The 15,856-nt window shown below is 67.1% G+C and carries 19 protein-coding genes; 9 read left to right on the top strand and 10 right to left on the bottom strand.

The window, feature by feature from the left end; genetic code table 11:
* Positions 1–30 precede the first annotated feature (30 nt).
* The 3 genes from ACNPNP_RS07755 to glgA form a co-directional block, all read right to left on the bottom strand.
* Positions 31–285 carry a type B 50S ribosomal protein L31 gene (locus ACNPNP_RS07755; protein ID WP_120776192.1) on the bottom strand — a complete coding sequence of 85 codons (255 nt, stop codon included), beginning with the start codon at positions 283–285 and terminating at the stop codon, positions 31–33.
* A gap of 85 nt (positions 286–370) precedes the next feature.
* Positions 371–1,156, bottom strand: coding sequence for an ABC transporter ATP-binding protein (locus ACNPNP_RS07750; protein WP_448965476.1), 786 nt, complete (start codon positions 1,154–1,156; stop codon positions 371–373).
* 17 nt (positions 1,157–1,173) lie between these two features.
* Positions 1,174–2,358, bottom strand: coding sequence for a glycogen synthase (glgA, locus tag ACNPNP_RS07745; protein WP_448965475.1), 1,185 nt, complete (start codon positions 2,356–2,358; stop codon positions 1,174–1,176).
* 46 nt (positions 2,359–2,404) lie between these two features.
* Here glgA and glgC point away from each other — a divergent pair, with 46 nt between their 5' ends.
* The 3 genes from glgC (at position 2,405) to ACNPNP_RS07730 (ending at position 5,066) form a co-directional block, all read left to right on the top strand.
* Positions 2,405–3,649 carry a glucose-1-phosphate adenylyltransferase gene (gene glgC / locus ACNPNP_RS07740; RefSeq protein ID WP_448965474.1) on the top strand — a complete coding sequence of 415 codons (1,245 nt, stop codon included), beginning with the start codon at positions 2,405–2,407 and terminating at the stop codon, positions 3,647–3,649.
* 20 nt (positions 3,650–3,669) lie between these two features.
* The gene (serB, locus tag ACNPNP_RS07735; RefSeq protein WP_448965473.1) at positions 3,670–4,305 is read left to right on the top strand and encodes a phosphoserine phosphatase SerB; all 636 of its coding nucleotides are present in this window, start codon (positions 3,670–3,672) and stop codon (positions 4,303–4,305) included.
* 68 nt (positions 4,306–4,373) lie between these two features.
* Complete coding sequence (locus ACNPNP_RS07730; protein ID WP_448965472.1) at positions 4,374–5,066, top strand: alpha/beta fold hydrolase; 693 nt, start codon at positions 4,374–4,376, stop codon at positions 5,064–5,066.
* A gap of 75 nt (positions 5,067–5,141) precedes the next feature.
* Here the strand turns inward: ACNPNP_RS07730 and ACNPNP_RS07725 are convergent, their stop codons facing one another.
* On the bottom strand, positions 5,142–5,852 hold the full coding sequence (locus ACNPNP_RS07725; RefSeq protein WP_448965471.1) for a beta-ketoacyl-ACP reductase: 711 nt from the start codon (positions 5,850–5,852) through the stop codon (positions 5,142–5,144).
* 130 nt (positions 5,853–5,982) lie between these two features.
* Between ACNPNP_RS07725 and ACNPNP_RS07720 the strand changes: the two genes are divergently transcribed.
* The 4 genes from ACNPNP_RS07720 to ACNPNP_RS07705 all read left to right on the top strand — a co-directional run bounded on the left by ACNPNP_RS07720 (position 5,983) and on the right by ACNPNP_RS07705 (position 8,078).
* A complete protein-coding gene (locus ACNPNP_RS07720; RefSeq protein ID WP_448965470.1) occupies positions 5,983–6,549 on the top strand; it encodes a DUF4190 domain-containing protein in 567 nt (188 codons plus the stop codon).
* Between the two features lie 88 nt (positions 6,550–6,637).
* On the top strand, positions 6,638–7,063 hold the full coding sequence (locus ACNPNP_RS07715) for a DUF3099 domain-containing protein (RefSeq protein WP_448965469.1): 426 nt from the start codon (positions 6,638–6,640) through the stop codon (positions 7,061–7,063).
* Entirely contained in the window at positions 7,060–7,257 is a 198-nt protein-coding gene (locus ACNPNP_RS07710; protein ID WP_448965468.1) for a hypothetical protein, read from the top strand. Before ACNPNP_RS07715 ends, ACNPNP_RS07710 begins: the two co-directional genes overlap by 4 nt.
* Entirely contained in the window at positions 7,254–8,078 is an 825-nt protein-coding gene (locus tag ACNPNP_RS07705; RefSeq protein ID WP_448965467.1) for an SURF1 family cytochrome oxidase biogenesis protein, read from the top strand. The genes ACNPNP_RS07710 and ACNPNP_RS07705 overlap by 4 nt, the downstream gene beginning before the upstream one ends.
* A 31-nt stretch (positions 8,079–8,109) precedes the next feature.
* On the opposite strand, the gene trmD is transcribed toward ACNPNP_RS07705, so the two are convergent.
* Genes trmD through rpsP form a run of 4 tightly spaced genes read right to left on the bottom strand, consistent with a single transcriptional unit; the run spans position 8,110 to position 10,115 of the window.
* A complete protein-coding gene (trmD, locus tag ACNPNP_RS07700; RefSeq protein WP_448965466.1) occupies positions 8,110–8,796 on the bottom strand; it encodes a tRNA (guanosine(37)-N1)-methyltransferase TrmD in 687 nt (228 codons plus the stop codon).
* Between the two features lie 20 nt (positions 8,797–8,816).
* Complete coding sequence (gene rimM / locus ACNPNP_RS07695; protein WP_448965465.1) at positions 8,817–9,464, bottom strand: ribosome maturation factor RimM; 648 nt, start codon at positions 9,462–9,464, stop codon at positions 8,817–8,819.
* On the bottom strand, positions 9,448–9,678 hold the full coding sequence (locus ACNPNP_RS07690; RefSeq protein WP_448965464.1) for an RNA-binding protein: 231 nt from the start codon (positions 9,676–9,678) through the stop codon (positions 9,448–9,450). Before ACNPNP_RS07690 ends, rimM begins: the two co-directional genes overlap by 17 nt.
* A gap of 5 nt (positions 9,679–9,683) precedes the next feature.
* Positions 9,684–10,115 carry a 30S ribosomal protein S16 gene (gene rpsP, locus ACNPNP_RS07685; protein WP_448965463.1) on the bottom strand — a complete coding sequence of 144 codons (432 nt, stop codon included), beginning with the start codon at positions 10,113–10,115 and terminating at the stop codon, positions 9,684–9,686.
* Between the two features lie 208 nt (positions 10,116–10,323).
* Between rpsP and ACNPNP_RS07680 the strand changes: the two genes are divergently transcribed.
* Positions 10,324–11,469, top strand: coding sequence for a glutamate--cysteine ligase (locus ACNPNP_RS07680; protein ID WP_448965462.1), 1,146 nt, complete (start codon positions 10,324–10,326; stop codon positions 11,467–11,469).
* Positions 11,470–11,471: 2 nt separating this feature from the next.
* On the opposite strand, the gene glpK is transcribed toward ACNPNP_RS07680, so the two are convergent.
* Positions 11,472–12,971 (bottom strand): glycerol kinase GlpK, encoded by a 1,500-nt coding sequence (glpK, locus tag ACNPNP_RS07675; protein WP_448965461.1) that lies wholly within the window; start codon positions 12,969–12,971, stop codon positions 11,472–11,474.
* 106 nt (positions 12,972–13,077) lie between these two features.
* Positions 13,078–14,043, bottom strand: a complete 966-nt coding sequence (locus ACNPNP_RS07670) for a sugar-binding transcriptional regulator (protein ID WP_448965460.1) — start codon at positions 14,041–14,043, stop codon at positions 13,078–13,080.
* 88 nt (positions 14,044–14,131) lie between these two features.
* Between ACNPNP_RS07670 and ACNPNP_RS07665 the strand changes: the two genes are divergently transcribed.
* On the top strand, positions 14,132–15,844 hold the full coding sequence (locus ACNPNP_RS07665) for a glycerol-3-phosphate dehydrogenase/oxidase (RefSeq protein ID WP_448965459.1): 1,713 nt from the start codon (positions 14,132–14,134) through the stop codon (positions 15,842–15,844).
* Positions 15,845–15,856 lie beyond the last annotated feature (12 nt).

Genomic DNA, 15,856 nt, shown 5'->3' with positions numbered 1-15,856 from the left:
CCGAAGCGGGGCCTTTCTCGTGCGCGGCGGTTACTTGCTGCCGCCGAAGCCCTTGAAGCGCTGGTTGAACTTCTCGACACGACCGGCCGAGTCCATGATGCGCTGCTTGCCCGTGTAGAACGGGTGCGAGGCCGAGGAGATCTCGACGTCGATGACGGGGTACTCCACGCCGTCCAGCTCGATCTTCTTGTCGCTGGAGACGGTGGAGCGGGTGAGGAACGTCTCGCCCGAGCCGAGGTCGCGGAACACGACGGCCTGGTAGTCGGGGTGAATGTCAGTCTTCATTGCTGATTCCTTGGCTTGCGGATACGAATGGAAAGAAAGTCGGAGGGTGCATATGCACCAAGGGTCGAGTCTAGCAGATCGATGCTCAGGACGTGGCGCGCGCCGCGTACCTGCCGTCTTCCGCGCTGAGGACGATCGGCATGCCGAAGGCCTCGGTGAGAGCCTCAGCCGTCAGCGTCTCGGCGATGGGACCGGCAGCCGTGACGCGGCCGTCGCGGATCAGGAGCACGTGGGTGAATCCCACCGGAATCTCTTCGACGTGGTGGGTGACCATGACCATCGCGGGGGTCGTGGGTGATGACGCGTAGCCGCTCAGAAGGCCCAGCAGCTCCTCACGGGCGCCGAGATCGAGCGACGCGGTCGGCTCGTCGAGCAGCAGCAGCTCCGGATCGGTCATGACGGCACGGGCGATCTGCACGCGCTTCTGCTCTCCGTCGCTGAGGGTGCCGAATGTGCGATCGGCGAGGTGATCGAGCTTCCACTCCCCCAGCACGCGCAGGGCGCGGCGCTCGTCGATGTTCTCGTACTGCTCGTTCCAACGTCCGGTCACGGAGTACGCGGCAGTGAGCACCACGTTGAGCACGCTCTCGTCCCGCGGGATGCGCTTCGCCATCGCCGAGGAGGCGAAGCCGATCCGCGGGCGCAGCTCGAACACGTCTGTGCGACCGAGTGTCTCCCCCAGGATCGTCACTGCACCGGCCGACGGGTGCATCAGTGTGTCCGCCAGCTGCAGGAGCGTGGTCTTGCCTGCGCCGTTCGGCCCGAGCACCACCCATCGTTGGTCGTCTGCGACCTGCCAGGTCACATGATCGACGATGTTGCGCCCGTCACGGCGCACGACGACATCGGTGAAATCAAGAGCGCTCGGCATGCTTCCAGCCTATCGGCTCAATTCGTGAGGTCTGCGTAGAGCGCCCGCGTGGTGTCGGCAATCGCGGCCCAGCTGAACTCGCGCGCCGCACGCTCCCTTCCGGCTTCTCCGTATCCCGCCGCACGCTCCGGATCCATGGCGACCTCGGTGAGGATGCGCGCGAGATCGGCGACGTAGCGGTCGGGATCGACCGGGGTGCCCGTCCCGTCCGTCAGCTGCTCGATCGGCACGAGGCGTCCGGTCACTCCGTCGTCCACGACCTCGGGAATCCCGCCTGTCGCCGTGCCCACCACGGCGGCGCCGCACGCCATCGCCTCGAGGTTCACGATCCCGAGCGGTTCGTAGACGGACGGGCACACGAACGTCGTCGCCGCGGTGAGGATCGCCGAGAGCTCTCCTCGCGGCAGCATCCGTTCGATCCAGATGACGCCCTCGCGCGTCTGCTGCAGCCGGCGCACGCCTTCCTGCACCTCGGCCATGATCTCGGGGGTGTCCGGTGCGCCGGCGCACAGCACCAGCTGGACCTCCGGCGGGAGCTCCGCTGCAGCGCGCAGCAGGTACGGCAACCCCTTCTGCCGGGTGATCCGACCGACGAAGACCACGGAAGGACGATCCGGATCCATACCGATGCCCGCGAGGAAGGCGGCGTCCGTGATGGGACGCCATTGCTCGACATCGATGCCGTTGTGGATCACCCTCACCCGCGCAGGGTCCACAGCGGGGTAGCTGCGCAGGATGTCCGCCCGCATCCCTCCGGAGACCGCGACGATCGCCGCGGCGTTCTCGTAGGCGAGCTTCTCGATCCCGCTCGAGACGGCATAGCCGCCGCCGAGCTGCTCGGCCTTCCACGGACGCAGCGGCTCAAGGCTGTGCGCCGTGAGGACGTGCGGGATGCCGTGCAGCTGCGAGGCGATGTGTCCGGCGAAATTCGCGTACCAGGTGTGACTGTGCACCACGTCCGCGCCGGCGATGTCGCCGACCATCGTGAGGTCGGTCCCGAGCGTCTGCACAGCGGCGTTGGCATCGATCAGCTCCGCCGGTGTCCGATAGGCCTTCGTGCCGCTCTCTTCGCGGTCGGAACCGAACGCGCGCACCTGCACGTCGATCGACCGGCGCAGCGCTGAGACGAGTTCGGCGACGTGCACACCGGCCCCGCCGTAGATCTCCGGCGGATATTCCTTCGTGATCATGTCGACGCGCATGTCTGAACGCTAGTACAGCGGAGCATTCGGGATCTATGGTGGAGCCATGGCGGTCCCCAAGAAGGTTTTCGGCATCATCCTCGCCGGCGGCGAGGGCAAGCGTCTCATGCCTCTGACGGCCGACCGAGCGAAACCGGCGGTGCCCTTCGGCGGGCAGTACCGATTGATCGACTTCGCGATCTCGAACCTCATCAACTCGGGCCTGCGCCAGGTCGTCGTTCTGACGCAGTACAAATCCCACAGCCTCGACCGCCACATCTCGCAGACGTGGCGGATGTCGGCACTGCTCGACTCGTACGTCACGTCGGTGCCGGCGCAGCAGCGGCTCGGAAAGCGCTGGTTCTCCGGCTCCGCGGACGCCATCCTGCAGAGCCTCAACCTCATCAACGACGAGAAGCCGGACATCGTGGTGGTGATCGGCGCCGACCACGTGTACCGGATGGACTTCCGTCAGATGGTCAAGGCGCACATCGCCTCCGGCGCGAAGGCAACGGTCGCCGGCATCCGTCAGCCGCTCGCGATGGCGAATCAGTTCGGCGTGATCGATGCGGATCCCGACGGCTCGGGCCGCATCCGTGCGTTCCTGGAGAAGCCGACCGCGATCGAGGGGCTCGTCGATTCGCCTCACGAGGTGCTCGCGTCGATGGGCAATTACATCTTCGACACCGATGCGCTCGTCGAGGCCGTCGAATCAGACGGCGAGCTGCCGACCTCGGCGCACGACATGGGCGGTGACATCATCCCCTACTTCGTCGAACGCGGCGAAGCCGGGTACTACGACATGAAGCAGAACGACGTGCCAGGGTCGTCACCGCGCGATCGTGCGTACTGGCGCGACGTGGGGACGATCGACTCGTTCTTCGATGCGCACATGGATCTCATCTCCACACTGCCCGTGTTCAACCTGTACAACACGCTGTGGCCGATCCGCACGCAGAGCGTGAACGCACCGCCGGCGAAGTTCGTCCGGGATGCGGTCGGCCGCATCGGCAACGCGATCGACTCGATCGTCTCACTCGGTTCGGTGCTGTCCGGCACGCATCTGGAACGCAGCGTGGTCGGTCCTGGCACTCTCGCCGGCGGTGGTTCGACCATCACCGACTCGGTCCTCTTCGACCACGTCCACGTCGGGCAGGGTGCACGGATCCACCGCGCCGTGCTCGACAAGAACGTCGTCCTGCTCGACGGTGCCACCGTCGGCGTCGATCGCGAGCGCGACCTCGAGCGCGGGTTCACCGTCACCGATTCCGGCATCACGGTGGTCGGCAAGGGCGTGCAGATCGAACGCTGACGCGCGCTACGCTCGAGCGTGTGACCGCAGCGCGTTTCCTCGTCGTCCTCGATGCCGATTCCACCCTGATCCGCAACGAGGTGATCGAGCTTCTCGCTGACGAGGCCGGCCGACGTGAGGAAGTGCAGCGTGCGACGGAGGCCGCCATGCGCGGCGAGGTCGACTTCGCCGCGAGCCTGCGCTCGCGCGTCAGAGAGCTGACCGGAGTTCCGACCACCGCGTTCGCCAGGGTTCGCGCGCGTATCGAGCCGACCCCTGGCGTCCGCGAGTTGACCGCGGCCGTGCACGAGCGCGGCGGGGTCGTCGGCGTGGTCTCCGGCGGCTTCCACGAGATCCTCGATCACATCGCGCCCGAACTCGGGGTCGATCGCTGGCGCGCGAACCGCCTCGACGTCGCCGATGGCCTCCTGACAGGTTTCGTCGACGGCGAGATCGTGGATGCCGAGGCCAAGGCACTTGCGCTCACCGAGTGGGCGGCCGAGCTCGACGTGCCCCTGCACGCCACCGTCGCGATCGGCGACGGCGCGAACGACCTGAAGATGATGTCCGTCGCCGGCCTTGGCCTGGCGTTCAACGCGAAGCCCGCGGTGCGGGAAGCTGCGAGTCTGGTCATCGGGCCGCACGATCTCAGCGCCGTCGTCGCGCTGCTGCCCTGAACGCCGCCGCGTAGCGCGACGACTCCGTGCCTGTGGCGGATGTCCGTGCCCGCGCGTAGCGTCACCGTATGGACATCATCCTCATACCCGGCCTCTGGCTCGACGCCTCCTCGTGGGACGATGTGGTTCCTCCTCTCGAAGACGCCGGACACCGTGTTCGCCCCCTCACTCTGCCCGGCGTCGGCGCGTCCGCCGACTCATCGGCCGACGTGGGGATCGACGATTGGGTGCGCGCGGTCATCGCACAGATCGACGCGACTGACGAACCGGTCGTGCTCGTCGGGCACAGCGGCGGCGGCAACGTCGCGTGGGGCGCGGCGGATGCGCGACCTGATCGGATCGCCCGCGTGATCTTCGTCGACACCGTGCCTCCACCGCCCGACTCGGCGATCTCCGAGTTCCCCGTGGTGGAGGGCGTCATCCCGTTCCCCGGGTGGGATTTCTTCCCCGAAGAGGATGTGCACGACATCGACGACGCGACTCGCGCGCGCACGCTGCCGCTGACGAGGTCCGTGCCCGCTCGCGTGCCCACCGACCCTCTCATGCTCTCCGGCGACCGTCACCGCATCCCCGTCACGATGCTGATGGGCTCGATCGATCAGAACGAGCTCGAGGCGCAGCTCGATCAGTGGGGTCCGTACGCGGACGAGTACCGCGCACTCGGAGATGTGACCGTGACCAGGATCGGCTCGGGGCATTGGCCGCAGTTCACGCGGCCCGCGCACCTCGCCGAACTGATCAGCGCCGCGTCATCGCAGTGATCGCCGCAGTGATCGCCGCTGTGAAGTCACGTTGATCGCCGCTGTGAGGTCGCGGCGACCGCCCAGTGCGGTCGGTCAGTGCCCCATTCCGAGGCCGCCGTCGACGGGGATCACAGCGCCGGAGATGTAGGCGGCGTCGTCGCCGGCCAGCCAGGTGACGACGCCGGCCACCTCATCGGGCATTGCGAAGCGGCCAGCCGGAATGCTCGCCTTGTACTGCTTCTGCGTGTCTTCGGGGAGCTCGGCTGTCATGTCGGTCTCGATGAATCCCGGCGCGACGACGTTGGCGGTGATCCCGCGCGCGCCGAGTTCGCGCGTCAATGATCGGGCGAAGCCGACCAGACCGCTCTTCGATGCGGAGTAGTTCACCTGCCCTGCCGACCCATAGAGGCCGACGACGCTCGAGATCAGGATGACGCGGCCGAAGCGTGCCCGCAGCATGCCCTTCGAGGCGCGCTTGACGACGCGGAAGGCTCCTCCGAGATTCGTCGAGACGACGCTGTCGAAGTCGTCTTCGCTCATCCGCATGAGAAGCGTGTCCTTGGTGATGCCGGCGTTGGCCACCACGATCTCGACAGGACCGAGCTTCTCCTCGACCTCGCTGAACGCGGCGTCGATGGATGCAGCGTCGGTCACGTCTGCGCGAACGGTGAGAGCGCCCTCCGGACCTTCACCGCTGCGCGCGGTGACGGCGACACGGTAGCCGTCGCGGACGAACCGTTCTGCGATCGAACGGCCGATGCCGCGATTGCCTCCTGTGACGAGGACGACTCGTTCTGAACTCATGATCTCTCACTCCCACTGGCGCTCGGTCGGCCCGAGCCATCCTATCGGGGCCGCAGCATCCGATTCCGGCGACGCCGGATTGACACCGTCCGGCGTGGCTGGAACTGTGGTGAAGACGAAAGGCGGCGCGATGAGCGACGACAGCAGCACGACACCTCCGGCCGGTCACGTGATCCCCGGTCCTTCCGCCTACGGTCAGCCTCAGCAGTATCCCGGAGCGCCCGTTCAGCCGTACTCAGGGTCGCAGGGGCATCCGGTCGCGCCGGGCTACGGCGTGCAGCCGCAACCGACTGCCCCCTACGGAGCCGCCCAGCAGCAGCCCTACGCGGTCCAGCAGCAGCCCTACGCGGCGCAGCAGCCCCACCCGTACGCACAGCCGTACGCACCAGCGCAGCCGTACGCCGCTCCCCTGCCGACCAGCGGGCTCGCCGTCGCGTCGCTCATCACCGGGATCGCCGGAATCGTGCTGAGCTTCGCCGTCTTCCCGCTGCTGGCCTCGCTGGCTGCGATCATCACCGGTCACATGGCGCTGAAGCAGACGCGTCCGGGTTCGGCGCTCGGCGGTCGGGGGATGGCGATCGCAGGGCTCATCCTCGGCTACGTCGGCGTCGCGATCCTCGCGCTCGTCGTCATCGTGTCGGTCTTCTCGTTCCTGTTCATCGGGTCGATCGGGTTCCTTCCGTTCCTCCTCGCCTGACGCGATCACCGGCGCATCGCGGCGTTCCGGCACCCCGCGCGCGGCGTAGGCTTGTACCACTGTGAATCGCTCTCGTCATGCTCCCGCCGTGACCTCCCTGCCGCAGGCGCCGCAGGATGAGGCGACGGGCCGTGTGCGTCGATACGTGCTCACCATGGTGATCCGGATGGTGTGCTTCGGGCTCACGATCTTCGTGACGCCGTACGGCTGGTACACCTGGGTGTTCGCGATCGCCACCGCCGTGCTCCCCTACATCGCGGTCGTCTTCGCCAACGCGATCAGCCCGACGGCCACTCCCGGCGCCGAGTCGCCGACGCAGCAGCTGTCCGCTCCGGTCCGCACCGCGGAGCCGGTCGACGACACCTCTGATCAGAGCACGATCACGATCCATGAGAATCGACGCAGCCCGAGCACGCCGACGCCGGGCGCTTCGCCGGAAGGCCCCGCCCCGGACGACGACAGCACCGAGCACGCGCACGAACGCGACGAGCGCAACGAGGACGGCAAGGCGTGACAGAGGAACTCGAATGCGCGCGAGCCGGTTGCCGCGCGCGGGCGACCCGGCAGGTCGTCTGGCGCAATCCGCGTATCCACGCCCCTGACCGCGAGAAGATCTGGCTCGCGTGCGACGAGCACGTCGCATTCCTGCACGACTACCTCGCGGCCCGCGACTTCCCGGTGACCGTGCGCGACGGGCTGCCCGCATGAACAACCGTCTGGTTCGCTGGGGCGTATACGTTCTCATCGCCATCGCCTTCGCCGTGGCCTGCGCGTTCCTCGCCGACTGGCAGTTCGACCGCAACGAGAGCAGGTCCGAGCAGCTCGCGCTCGTGGCGCAGAACTACGATGCGCAGCCGATCCCCCTGTCCGAGGCGTTCGCCGCGGACGGCGCGCTCGATCCGCAGGACGAGTGGCACCCCGTCCTGCTGCAGGGCGAGTACCTCTCCGACGAGCAGGTGCTCGTGCGCAATCGCCCGCACGGCGGGACGAGCGCCTTCGAAGTGCTCGTCCCCTTCCAGGATGTGGACGGGCGCGTGTTCATCGTCAACCGCGGTTGGGTGCCTCCCGGCGAAGAGGCGACCCCGGACGCCGTCCCTGCCGCACCGACGGGCACCGTCGAGGTCATCGTGCGACTGCGACCGGGCGAGCCGCTGCCGGCGTCAGGTCGCAGCGCCCCTGAGGGCCAGGTGCCGACGATCCATCTGCCGAGCATCGCCGCGACCGCGTCGGGCGAGGTCATCACGAGCGCATACGGTCTGCTGGTGAGCGAGGACCCCGCACCCGAGACGCCGCTCGGCGCGTTCGACTCGCCCACGGAGGACCCAGGACCCCATCTGTCCTACGCGATCCAGTGGATCCTGTTCGCGCTGATGGGCTTCATCTTCATCGGGTACATGATCCGCACCGAGATCCAGAAGCATCGCGAAGAGGTCGAGGGTCGCCCGGCCCCGGCGAAGCAACGCCGTCGACGCGATCACGATGCGGAGACGGAAGACGAGCTGCTCGACGACATCGACGCCCGCGTCTGATCCGCCGGCTGCACGATCAACCGGAGAGTCGTCAGTCGCTCAGCAGGTCGGGGCGACGGCTCCGGGTGCGCGCGATCTGCTGGTCGTGACGCCACGCCTCGATCACCGCGTGATTTCCGCTGAGCAGCACGTCCGGCACAGCACGCTCACGCCACATCGACGGTTTCGTGTATGACGGATACTCCAGCAGTCCGTCCTCGTGCGATTCCTCGACCAGACTGTCAGGGTTGCCGACGACGCCGGGTATCAGGCGACCGACCGCCTCGATCATCGCCATCGCTGCCACCTCTCCCCCGTTGAGCACGTAGTCGCCGAGGCTGACAAGACGCACCTCGCCGAGCGACGCGGCGTACTCGAACACGCGCTCGTCGATGCCTTCGTAGCGTCCGCACCCGATGATCAGGTGCGTGCGCTCGGAGAACTCGCGCGCCGTCGTCTGGTGGAACACCTCGCCGGCGGGAGACGGGAAGATGATGGTCGGACGGTCGGAGTCCGCGGAGAGTTCGTCGAGCGCGAGCGCCCACGGCTCCGGCTTCATGACCATGCCCGCGCCGCCACCGTACGGCGTGTCATCGACCGTGCGATGACGATCGCTCGTCCAGTCGCGGAGATCATGGATGCGCAGATCGAGGATGCCGCTCTGGCGCGCCTTGCCGAGCAGCGACAGCGTCAGCCCGTCGAAGTACGAGGGGAAGATGGAGACGACGTCTATCCGCATGCGTTGATCGTAGCGATCGATCAGTCGACCGCTGCGTCGCCCTCAGGGGCGGATGCCGGGCTCTCTCCGCCGTCGGCGGCAGCACCGGCGTCCGGGAGTTCCTCGAACAGCCCGGCCGGCGGAGTGACGATCACGCGACCTCCGGCCACGTCGACGGCAGGGACGATGGCCTTGACGAACGGGACCATGACGTCGCCGTCCGCACCGGCACCCGTGGGGCGCACGATTAGAAGGTCCTGCGCCGGCATGTGCTCGACGCGGGAGACCTTGCCGATGACCTCGTCATCACGGACCACATCGAGACCGACCAGCTGATGGTCGTACCAGGCGTCGTCCTCGACTTCGTCGACATCCTGGTCGATCCACAGGATGGCGCGTACGAGGCCCTCTGCCGCTTCACGGTCGTCGATGTCCTCGAAGAACACGACAGGGTTGCCGTTCATGACCCGGTATTCGCGCACCGTCACGCTCTTGCCGTGCCACGGAGATGCCTCAGGCACCTGCAACGTGAACTCGGCTCCCGTCACGAAACGACGTTCGGGATTGTCGGTGTACAGCTCGAGCTTGAGCGCGCCCTTGAGGCCATGGGCCTTGACGAGGCGCCCTACGCGCAGCTGGTTCTTGCCCTGGTTACGGTCTTTCGACACCACGTCAGTCGTCCGCGACATCGACGCGAACGCGACGCCCGTCCGCCAGAGCGGTGATGAGCGTGCGCAGTGCCTTCGCGGTGCGGCCGCCGCGCCCGATCACGCGCCCCCGGTCGTCGGGGTGCACGCGCACCTCGAGCAGGTCGCCTCTCGGCGACGTGGAGGCGTTGATCTGCACATCGTCAGGGTGATCGACGATCCCCTTGACGATGTATTCGAGCGCGGCGGCGAGCACGGCGATTACTCGGCGTCTGCTGCGGGAGCCTCAGCGGCCTCCGCGTCGGCAGCGGCGGGAGCCTCCTCAGCGGGAGCCTCCTTCTTCTCCGCCTTCGGCTTGACGACGGACTTCTTGGAACCGTCGATCTCGAACGGCTCCTTGGGCGCCTTGACCTGAACGGTCGAGACGGCGTCCTTGTCGCCCTTGAACTTGCCCCAGTCGCCCGTGAGCTTGAGGATTGCGGTGACCTGCTCGGACGGCTGCGCGCCGACCGAGAGCCAGTACTGCGCACGCTCGGAGTCGACCTCGATGAACGAGGGCTGCTCGGTGGGGTGGTACTTGCCGATCTCCTCGATCACTCGACCGTCGCGCTTGGTGCGCGAGTCGGCGACGACGATGCGGTAGTAAGGCGCGCGGATCTTGCCCATGCGCTTGAGACGAATCTTGACAGCCACGATTCTCCTGAATTGTGTGGAAGGAAACGAACCGGTCGCCTGGAGAGTGGGGTGCACACCCGGCGGAAGCTCAAATGAGTGGACGCGTTCTGGATAGAGGGTCGAGTACGTCGTCCGACCCTCTATTCTGCCAGATTCGGAGGCGAGTCGCGAAACGGGGCGACACGCGCTCATCCGTGTCGTGCCGGGTGCGTGTCAGACTGTGCACGTGACGCAAGAATTCACTGATTCCCCCCGGTCCACAGTGGGACTGGAATGGGAGATCATGCTCGCCGATCCGGAGACAGGCGACCTCGTCGGACGTGCCCCAGAGCTGTTGGATGCTCTCGAGGACGAAAGCGCGCCCGAGCGCCACACCGTCACGGGCGAGCTGCTCACGAACACCATCGAGGTCACGAGCGGGATCGGCGAATCCGTGGCCCACGCCATCGGCGACATCGCCAACGCGATCACCGCGGTGCGTGCGGCCACCGACCCCGCCGGGATAGAGCTGCTGTCCGCCGGCAGTCACCCCTTCGCCCAGTGGTTCGATCAGCAGGTCACCGACAAGACCCGCTATCACCACCTCATCGAACGGACGCAGTGGTGGGGCCGCAACATGATGATCTGGGGCATCCACGTGCACATCGGCGTCGAGGATCGCGACAAGGTCTTCCCCATCATCAACACCCTGACCGCCTACCTGCCGCATCTGCAGTCGCTCTCCGCATCGAGTCCGTTCTGGGCGGGCGAGCGCACCGGCTACGCATCCAACAGAGCCCTGGTGTTCCAGCAGCTGCCGACAGCCGGGCTGCCGTGGGCCCTGCACTCGTGGGCGGAGTTCGAGCACTACCTCGAGGACATGGTCCGCACCGGCGTGATGGCCGACGCCACCGAGGTGCGCTGGGACATCCGGCCGGCTCCGCGCTGGGGCACGATCGAGGTGCGCGCGTGCGACGGCCTCTCGACGCTGTCGGAGCTCGCCTCTGTCGCCGCTCTCGTCCAGGTGCTGGTCGAGCACCTCTCGCGCAGACTGGATGCCGGCGAGACGCTGCCCACGATGCCGCCATGGTTCCACCGCGAGAACAAGTGGCGCGCGGCGCGGTACGGCCTGGACGCGAAGGTGATCGTGGACGCCGCCGGCACGCAGCGGCAGGTTCGCGAGCACCTCGCCGAGACGGTGGCGGAACTCGCGCCGATCGCGGTCGATCTGGGGTGCGAGAGCGAGTTCGACGGGATCAGCACGATCCTGGACGGCGGTGCGAGCTATGAACGCCAGTTGGCTGTCGCCGAGGCCACCGACGCAGACCTCACGGCAGTCGTGCAGCATCTCATCCGCGAGTTCCGCTCCGGTCCTGGCGCGCCGGTGATCTGAGCTCAGTCCTCGTCGACCCAGTCGAACGTGCGCGTGACGGCCTTGCGCCAACGCGCCATGCGTCGCTCGCGCTCCTCCCCGTCGATCTGCGGAGTCCAGCGCTCGTCCTCGTGCCACATGGCGCGGAGTTCGTCGAGATCGGCCCAGACCCCGACCGCCAGTCCAGCGGCATAGGCCGCGCCGAGCGCAGTCGTCTCGATGATGGCAGGTCGGATCACTGGAACACCGAGCACGTCCGCCTGGAACTGCATCAGCGCCGAGTTGCCGACCATGCCCCCGTCCACGCGAAGCTCTTCCAGGGGCACGTTCGTGTCGGCGATGACGGCATCCAGCACCTCGCGCGTCTGGAACGCGACCGCCTCCAGCGCGGCCCGAGCGATGTGGCCCTTGTTCGCGAAGCGGGTGAGGCCGAGGATCGCACCTCGCGCGTCGGGACGCCAGTGCGGGGCGAACAGTCCGGAGAATGCAGGCACGATGTAGACGCCGCCGTTGTCCTCCACGGTGAGTGCGAGCTCTTCGACCTCTGGCGAGTCCTTGATGATGCCCAGGTTGTCGCGCAACCACTGCACCAATGACCCGGTGACCGCGATCGATCCTTCCAGCGCGTAGCGAGGAGCATCGTCTCCGAGGCGGTAGGCGACGGTCGTGATGAGGCCGTTGTTGCTCTCGACGATCTCCTCACCGGTGTTGACGATGAGGAAGTTGCCGGTGCCGTAGGTGTTCTTCGATTCACCGGCGTCGAAGGCGACCTGACCGACGGTCGCCGCCTGCTGGTCGCCGAGGATGCCGGCGATCGGGGTGCCGTCGAGTACCGTACCGACCGCTTGCCCGTACACCTCGGAGGAGGACAGCACGACGGGCAGCATCGCGCGGGGAACGCCGAACGCCTCCAGCAGCGCGTCATCCCAGTCGAGCGTGCGAAGGTCCATCAGCAGCGTGCGGCTGGCGTTGGTGACGTCGGTGGCGTGCACTCCCCCGTCGACACCGCCTGTCAGATTCCACAGCAGCCAGGTGTCGGGGGTGCCGAACAGCAGGTCGCCGCTCTCCGCGCGCTCGCGGGCTCCGTCGACGTTGTCGAGGATCCACGCGATCTTGGATGCGGAGAAGTACGTGGCCAGCGGCAGCCCGGTGGTGTCAGCGAAGCGGCGGACTCCCCCGTCGGCCGCGAGGGCGTCGATGAGCGGCTGGGTGCGGGTGTCCTGCCAGACGATCGCGTTGTGCACGGGCTCACCGGTCAGCCTGTCCCACACGACGACGGTCTCGCGCTGATTGGTGATGCCGATCGCTGCGACATCGGATGCCTTCACACCGGCGTTGCGCACGGCGATGTCGATCACCGCTGTGGTGTTCGACCAGATCTCGGCGGCGTCGTGCTCGACCCACCCCGCCTGCGGGAAGATCTGCTCGTGTTCACGCTGCCCCGTGGCGACGATCGCCCCGCTGTCGTCGAAGACGATCGCTCGTGTGCTCGTGGTGCCCTGGTCTATGGCGACGATGTGCATAGGTGTTCTCTCCAGCCGGTGACGGCGTTGTCTGCTCTGGGATCCACACTAGAAGACCTTGGTTGCGCGACTCAGTCCCGCTGCACGAACGTGCAGTCGCCTTTCGTCATGAGTCGACGAGCTGTTCGGCGAGATGCTCGTCGAGGACGAGATCGGTGATCAGACGCGTGGCGATCGCGCCGCGCAGGCTCGGCAGCTTCTGCACGCCGGCGACGACGCAGATGCGCCTTGACGCCCTCGACAGCACCGAGAACGTCGGACCGGTCGCACGGTTGTTCAGCTCGATGTCCTTCCAGCTGCCGTCCGATCGGTAGAACACCGTGGCGATGTCGCCGACGATCTTCTCCTCGCGCAGACTGCGGTAATCATCCCGATCGAGATAGCCGCCGATGTACACCCTGCTCGGCACCTCGGCGAAGGGAGACCCCAGGCCGAAGAGGATGACATCGGCGCGGGCCTGCAGATCGAGCACCCGCCGCGTGCTGCGTTCGCGCCACATCGCCTCCTTCGTCCGCGGATCGTCGAAGAACGCCGGCACCGGGAACTGCTGGATGCCGGCACCGAAGGCCTGCCCGAATCGGTGCAGGATCTCACTCGCGTAGTCCACGCCGCTCGTGAAGGTGTTGCCCGCACCGTTGAGCTGCACGACGGTGGAGTTGTGCGTCTCCTTCTTCGGCAGATGCCTGCTGATCGCGTCCAACGTCGACCCCCAGGCGATGCCGAGGGTCATGTTCGAGTCGAAGTAGAGCGGCAGCAGACGTGCCGCGCTCATGGCGACCCGCTCGAAGCGCTCGACGTCGGAGAGGTTCTTCGGCGTGGGCACGACGTGCGCCGCGATGCCGAAGCGAGCACGGATGGCCTCCTCAAGGCGCAGCTCCTGCCCCTGGGGCTGGTGGATCTGGATCTCGACGAGCCCCGTGGCGCGGGCATGGCTGAGCAGGCGCGAGACGGATGACCGCGAGGTCGCGAGCTCACTGGCGATCGCATCCATCGTCATGTCCTGCAGGTAGTACATCTGCGCAGCACGCAGTGCGGTCCCGGCCCGGGGGTCGCTCAGAGACGGATTGCTCATCGGGCCTCCTTGCACGTTCGTGCATCTCGCTTGCGCAGTTGTGCTGCCGGAATCAGGATATACCGTGTAGGCCCAGCAAGGAGAGACGATGAGCACTGCGAACGCCGCCCAGGTCGAACGAGAGAATGTGCGCCGAGCACGCGAGAGCGGTCGCACCAGCGTCGTGATCATCGGCGCAGGGATCAACGGCATCTCGACGTTCCGCGACCTTGCGATGCAGGGAGTGGACGTCCTGCTGGTCGAACGGGCGGACTTCGCGTCCGGCGCGACCGCGGCCTCGAGTCACATGATCCATGGCGGCATCCGATATCTCGAGAACGGTGAGTTCCGACTCGTGAAGGAGTCGGTGCAGGAGCGCAACGGTCTGCTCAAGATCGCACCCCACTACGTCAAGCCGCTCGAGACGACGATCCCGATCTACTCGACCTTCTCCGGAGTCTTCGCCGCCCCGCTGCGCTTCCTCACGCACAAGCAGGGAAAGCCGCAGGAGCGAGGCGCCTTCCTCATCAAGATCGGGCTGACGCTCTACGACACGTTCTCCCGCGACGGCGGCAGCGTCCCCCGGCACCGCTTCCTCGGACGCAAGAAGTCCCTGGCCCAGCTGCCGAAGCTCGACCCGAAGATCAAGTACACCGCGACCTACTACGACGCCTCGGTGCATGACCCGGAGCGCCTCGCGCTCGACGTGCTGCGTGACGGCGAGTCCGCCCACGCGGGTGCGCACGCGCTCAACTACGTCGAGGCCGTCGGGATGGATGACGACGGTGTGCGCCTGCGTGATCGGGAGACCGGCGCCGAGTTCCACATCGACGCCGATGTCGTGGTGAATGCGTCCGGTCCATGGACCGACCTCACGAACGAGGCGCTCGGCACCGACACGGCGTTCATGGGAGGCACCAAGGGATCGCACATCGTGCTCGATCACCCCGAACTGCTCGACGCCACAGGGGGTCGGGAGATCTTCTTCGAGCACTCCGATGGCCGCATCGTGCTCATCTACCCCCTCAAAGGCCGGGTCCTCGTCGGCACCACTGATCTCGAGGCCGATCCGCGTGAACCGGCGCGCTGCACCGAGGAGGAGGTCGAGTACTTCTTCGACCTGATCGGGCATGTGTTCCCCACGATCGACGTCGACCGTGCTCAGATCGTGTACCGGTACTCCGGCATCCGTCCGCTTCCCCACCACGACGACACCGCCCCCGGTTTCGTTTCGCGCGACTATCGGATCGAGCGACGCAAGGACGCCGATGCACCCGCCGTCTTCAGTCTCGTCGGAGGCAAGTGGACGACGTTCCGCGCTCTCGGCGAGAACCTCGCCGATCATGTTCTCGAAGAACTCGGACGCCAGCGCGTCGCGAGCACGGTCGGAGTGCGCATCGGTGGCGGAAACGGATACCCGCGCACGCCACGGCGTCGGATGGAGTGGCTCAGCCAGAACGTCGGCGACACGGAGCGGGGTCGCACGCTCTTCGTCCGCTACGGCACCCGAGCCGCGGAGGTCGCGGCCTTCATCGCCGACGGACACGACGAGCCGGTCGTGGGCGATGCGCTGTCGACCCGCGAGCTCGAGTGGATGGTCGAGCGCGAGCAGGTGTGCCACGTCGCTGACGTGATCTTCCGGCGCACGAGCCTCGCGTTCACCGGAGACGCAGACGCCCCGACCGTGCGAGCCATCGCCGAGGCTCTCGCTCCCCTGCTGGGCTGGGATGCCGCGCGGATCGGGACGGAGATCGCCGACACGTCGGCACAGCTGCGCGACGCCCACGGCGTCGATCTCGACGTGTCCGTGACCTCGAGCTGATTCGTTCCTGCT

This window comes from Microbacterium xerophyticum (genome assembly GCF_053543555.1).
Note: the sequence above shows the minus strand (reverse complement) of the source record. Positions and strands in the feature narration are given on the sequence as shown.

Bases quoted from the DNA above. Each gene is read 5' to 3' on its own strand.
- ACNPNP_RS07725 (WP_448965471.1), bottom strand. From the start codon at position 5,852: ATGAGTTCAGAACGAGTCGTCCTCGTCACAGGAGGCAATCGCGGCATC.
- trmD (WP_448965466.1), bottom strand. From the start codon at position 8,796: ATGCGGATAGACGTCGTCTCCATCTTCCCCTCGTACTTCGACGGGCTG.
- ACNPNP_RS07665 (WP_448965459.1), top strand. From the start codon at position 14,132: ATGAGCACTGCGAACGCCGCCCAGGTCGAACGAGAGAATGTGCGCCGA.
- ACNPNP_RS07730 (WP_448965472.1), top strand. From the start codon at position 4,374: ATGGACATCATCCTCATACCCGGCCTCTGGCTCGACGCCTCCTCGTGG.
- glpK (WP_448965461.1), bottom strand. From the start codon at position 12,971: ATGCACATCGTCGCCATAGACCAGGGCACCACGAGCACACGAGCGATC.
- glgA (WP_448965475.1), bottom strand. From the start codon at position 2,358: ATGCGCGTCGACATGATCACGAAGGAATATCCGCCGGAGATCTACGGC.
- ACNPNP_RS07750 (WP_448965476.1), bottom strand. From the start codon at position 1,156: ATGCCGAGCGCTCTTGATTTCACCGATGTCGTCGTGCGCCGTGACGGG.
- ACNPNP_RS07670 (WP_448965460.1), bottom strand. From the start codon at position 14,043: ATGAGCAATCCGTCTCTGAGCGACCCCCGGGCCGGGACCGCACTGCGT.
- ACNPNP_RS07755 (WP_120776192.1), bottom strand. From the start codon at position 285: ATGAAGACTGACATTCACCCCGACTACCAGGCCGTCGTGTTCCGCGAC.
- ACNPNP_RS07705 (WP_448965467.1), top strand. From the start codon at position 7,254: ATGAACAACCGTCTGGTTCGCTGGGGCGTATACGTTCTCATCGCCATC.
- ACNPNP_RS07720 (WP_448965470.1), top strand. From the start codon at position 5,983: ATGAGCGACGACAGCAGCACGACACCTCCGGCCGGTCACGTGATCCCC.
- rimM (WP_448965465.1), bottom strand. From the start codon at position 9,464: ATGTCGCGGACGACTGACGTGGTGTCGAAAGACCGTAACCAGGGCAAG.
- glgC (WP_448965474.1), top strand. From the start codon at position 2,405: ATGGCGGTCCCCAAGAAGGTTTTCGGCATCATCCTCGCCGGCGGCGAG.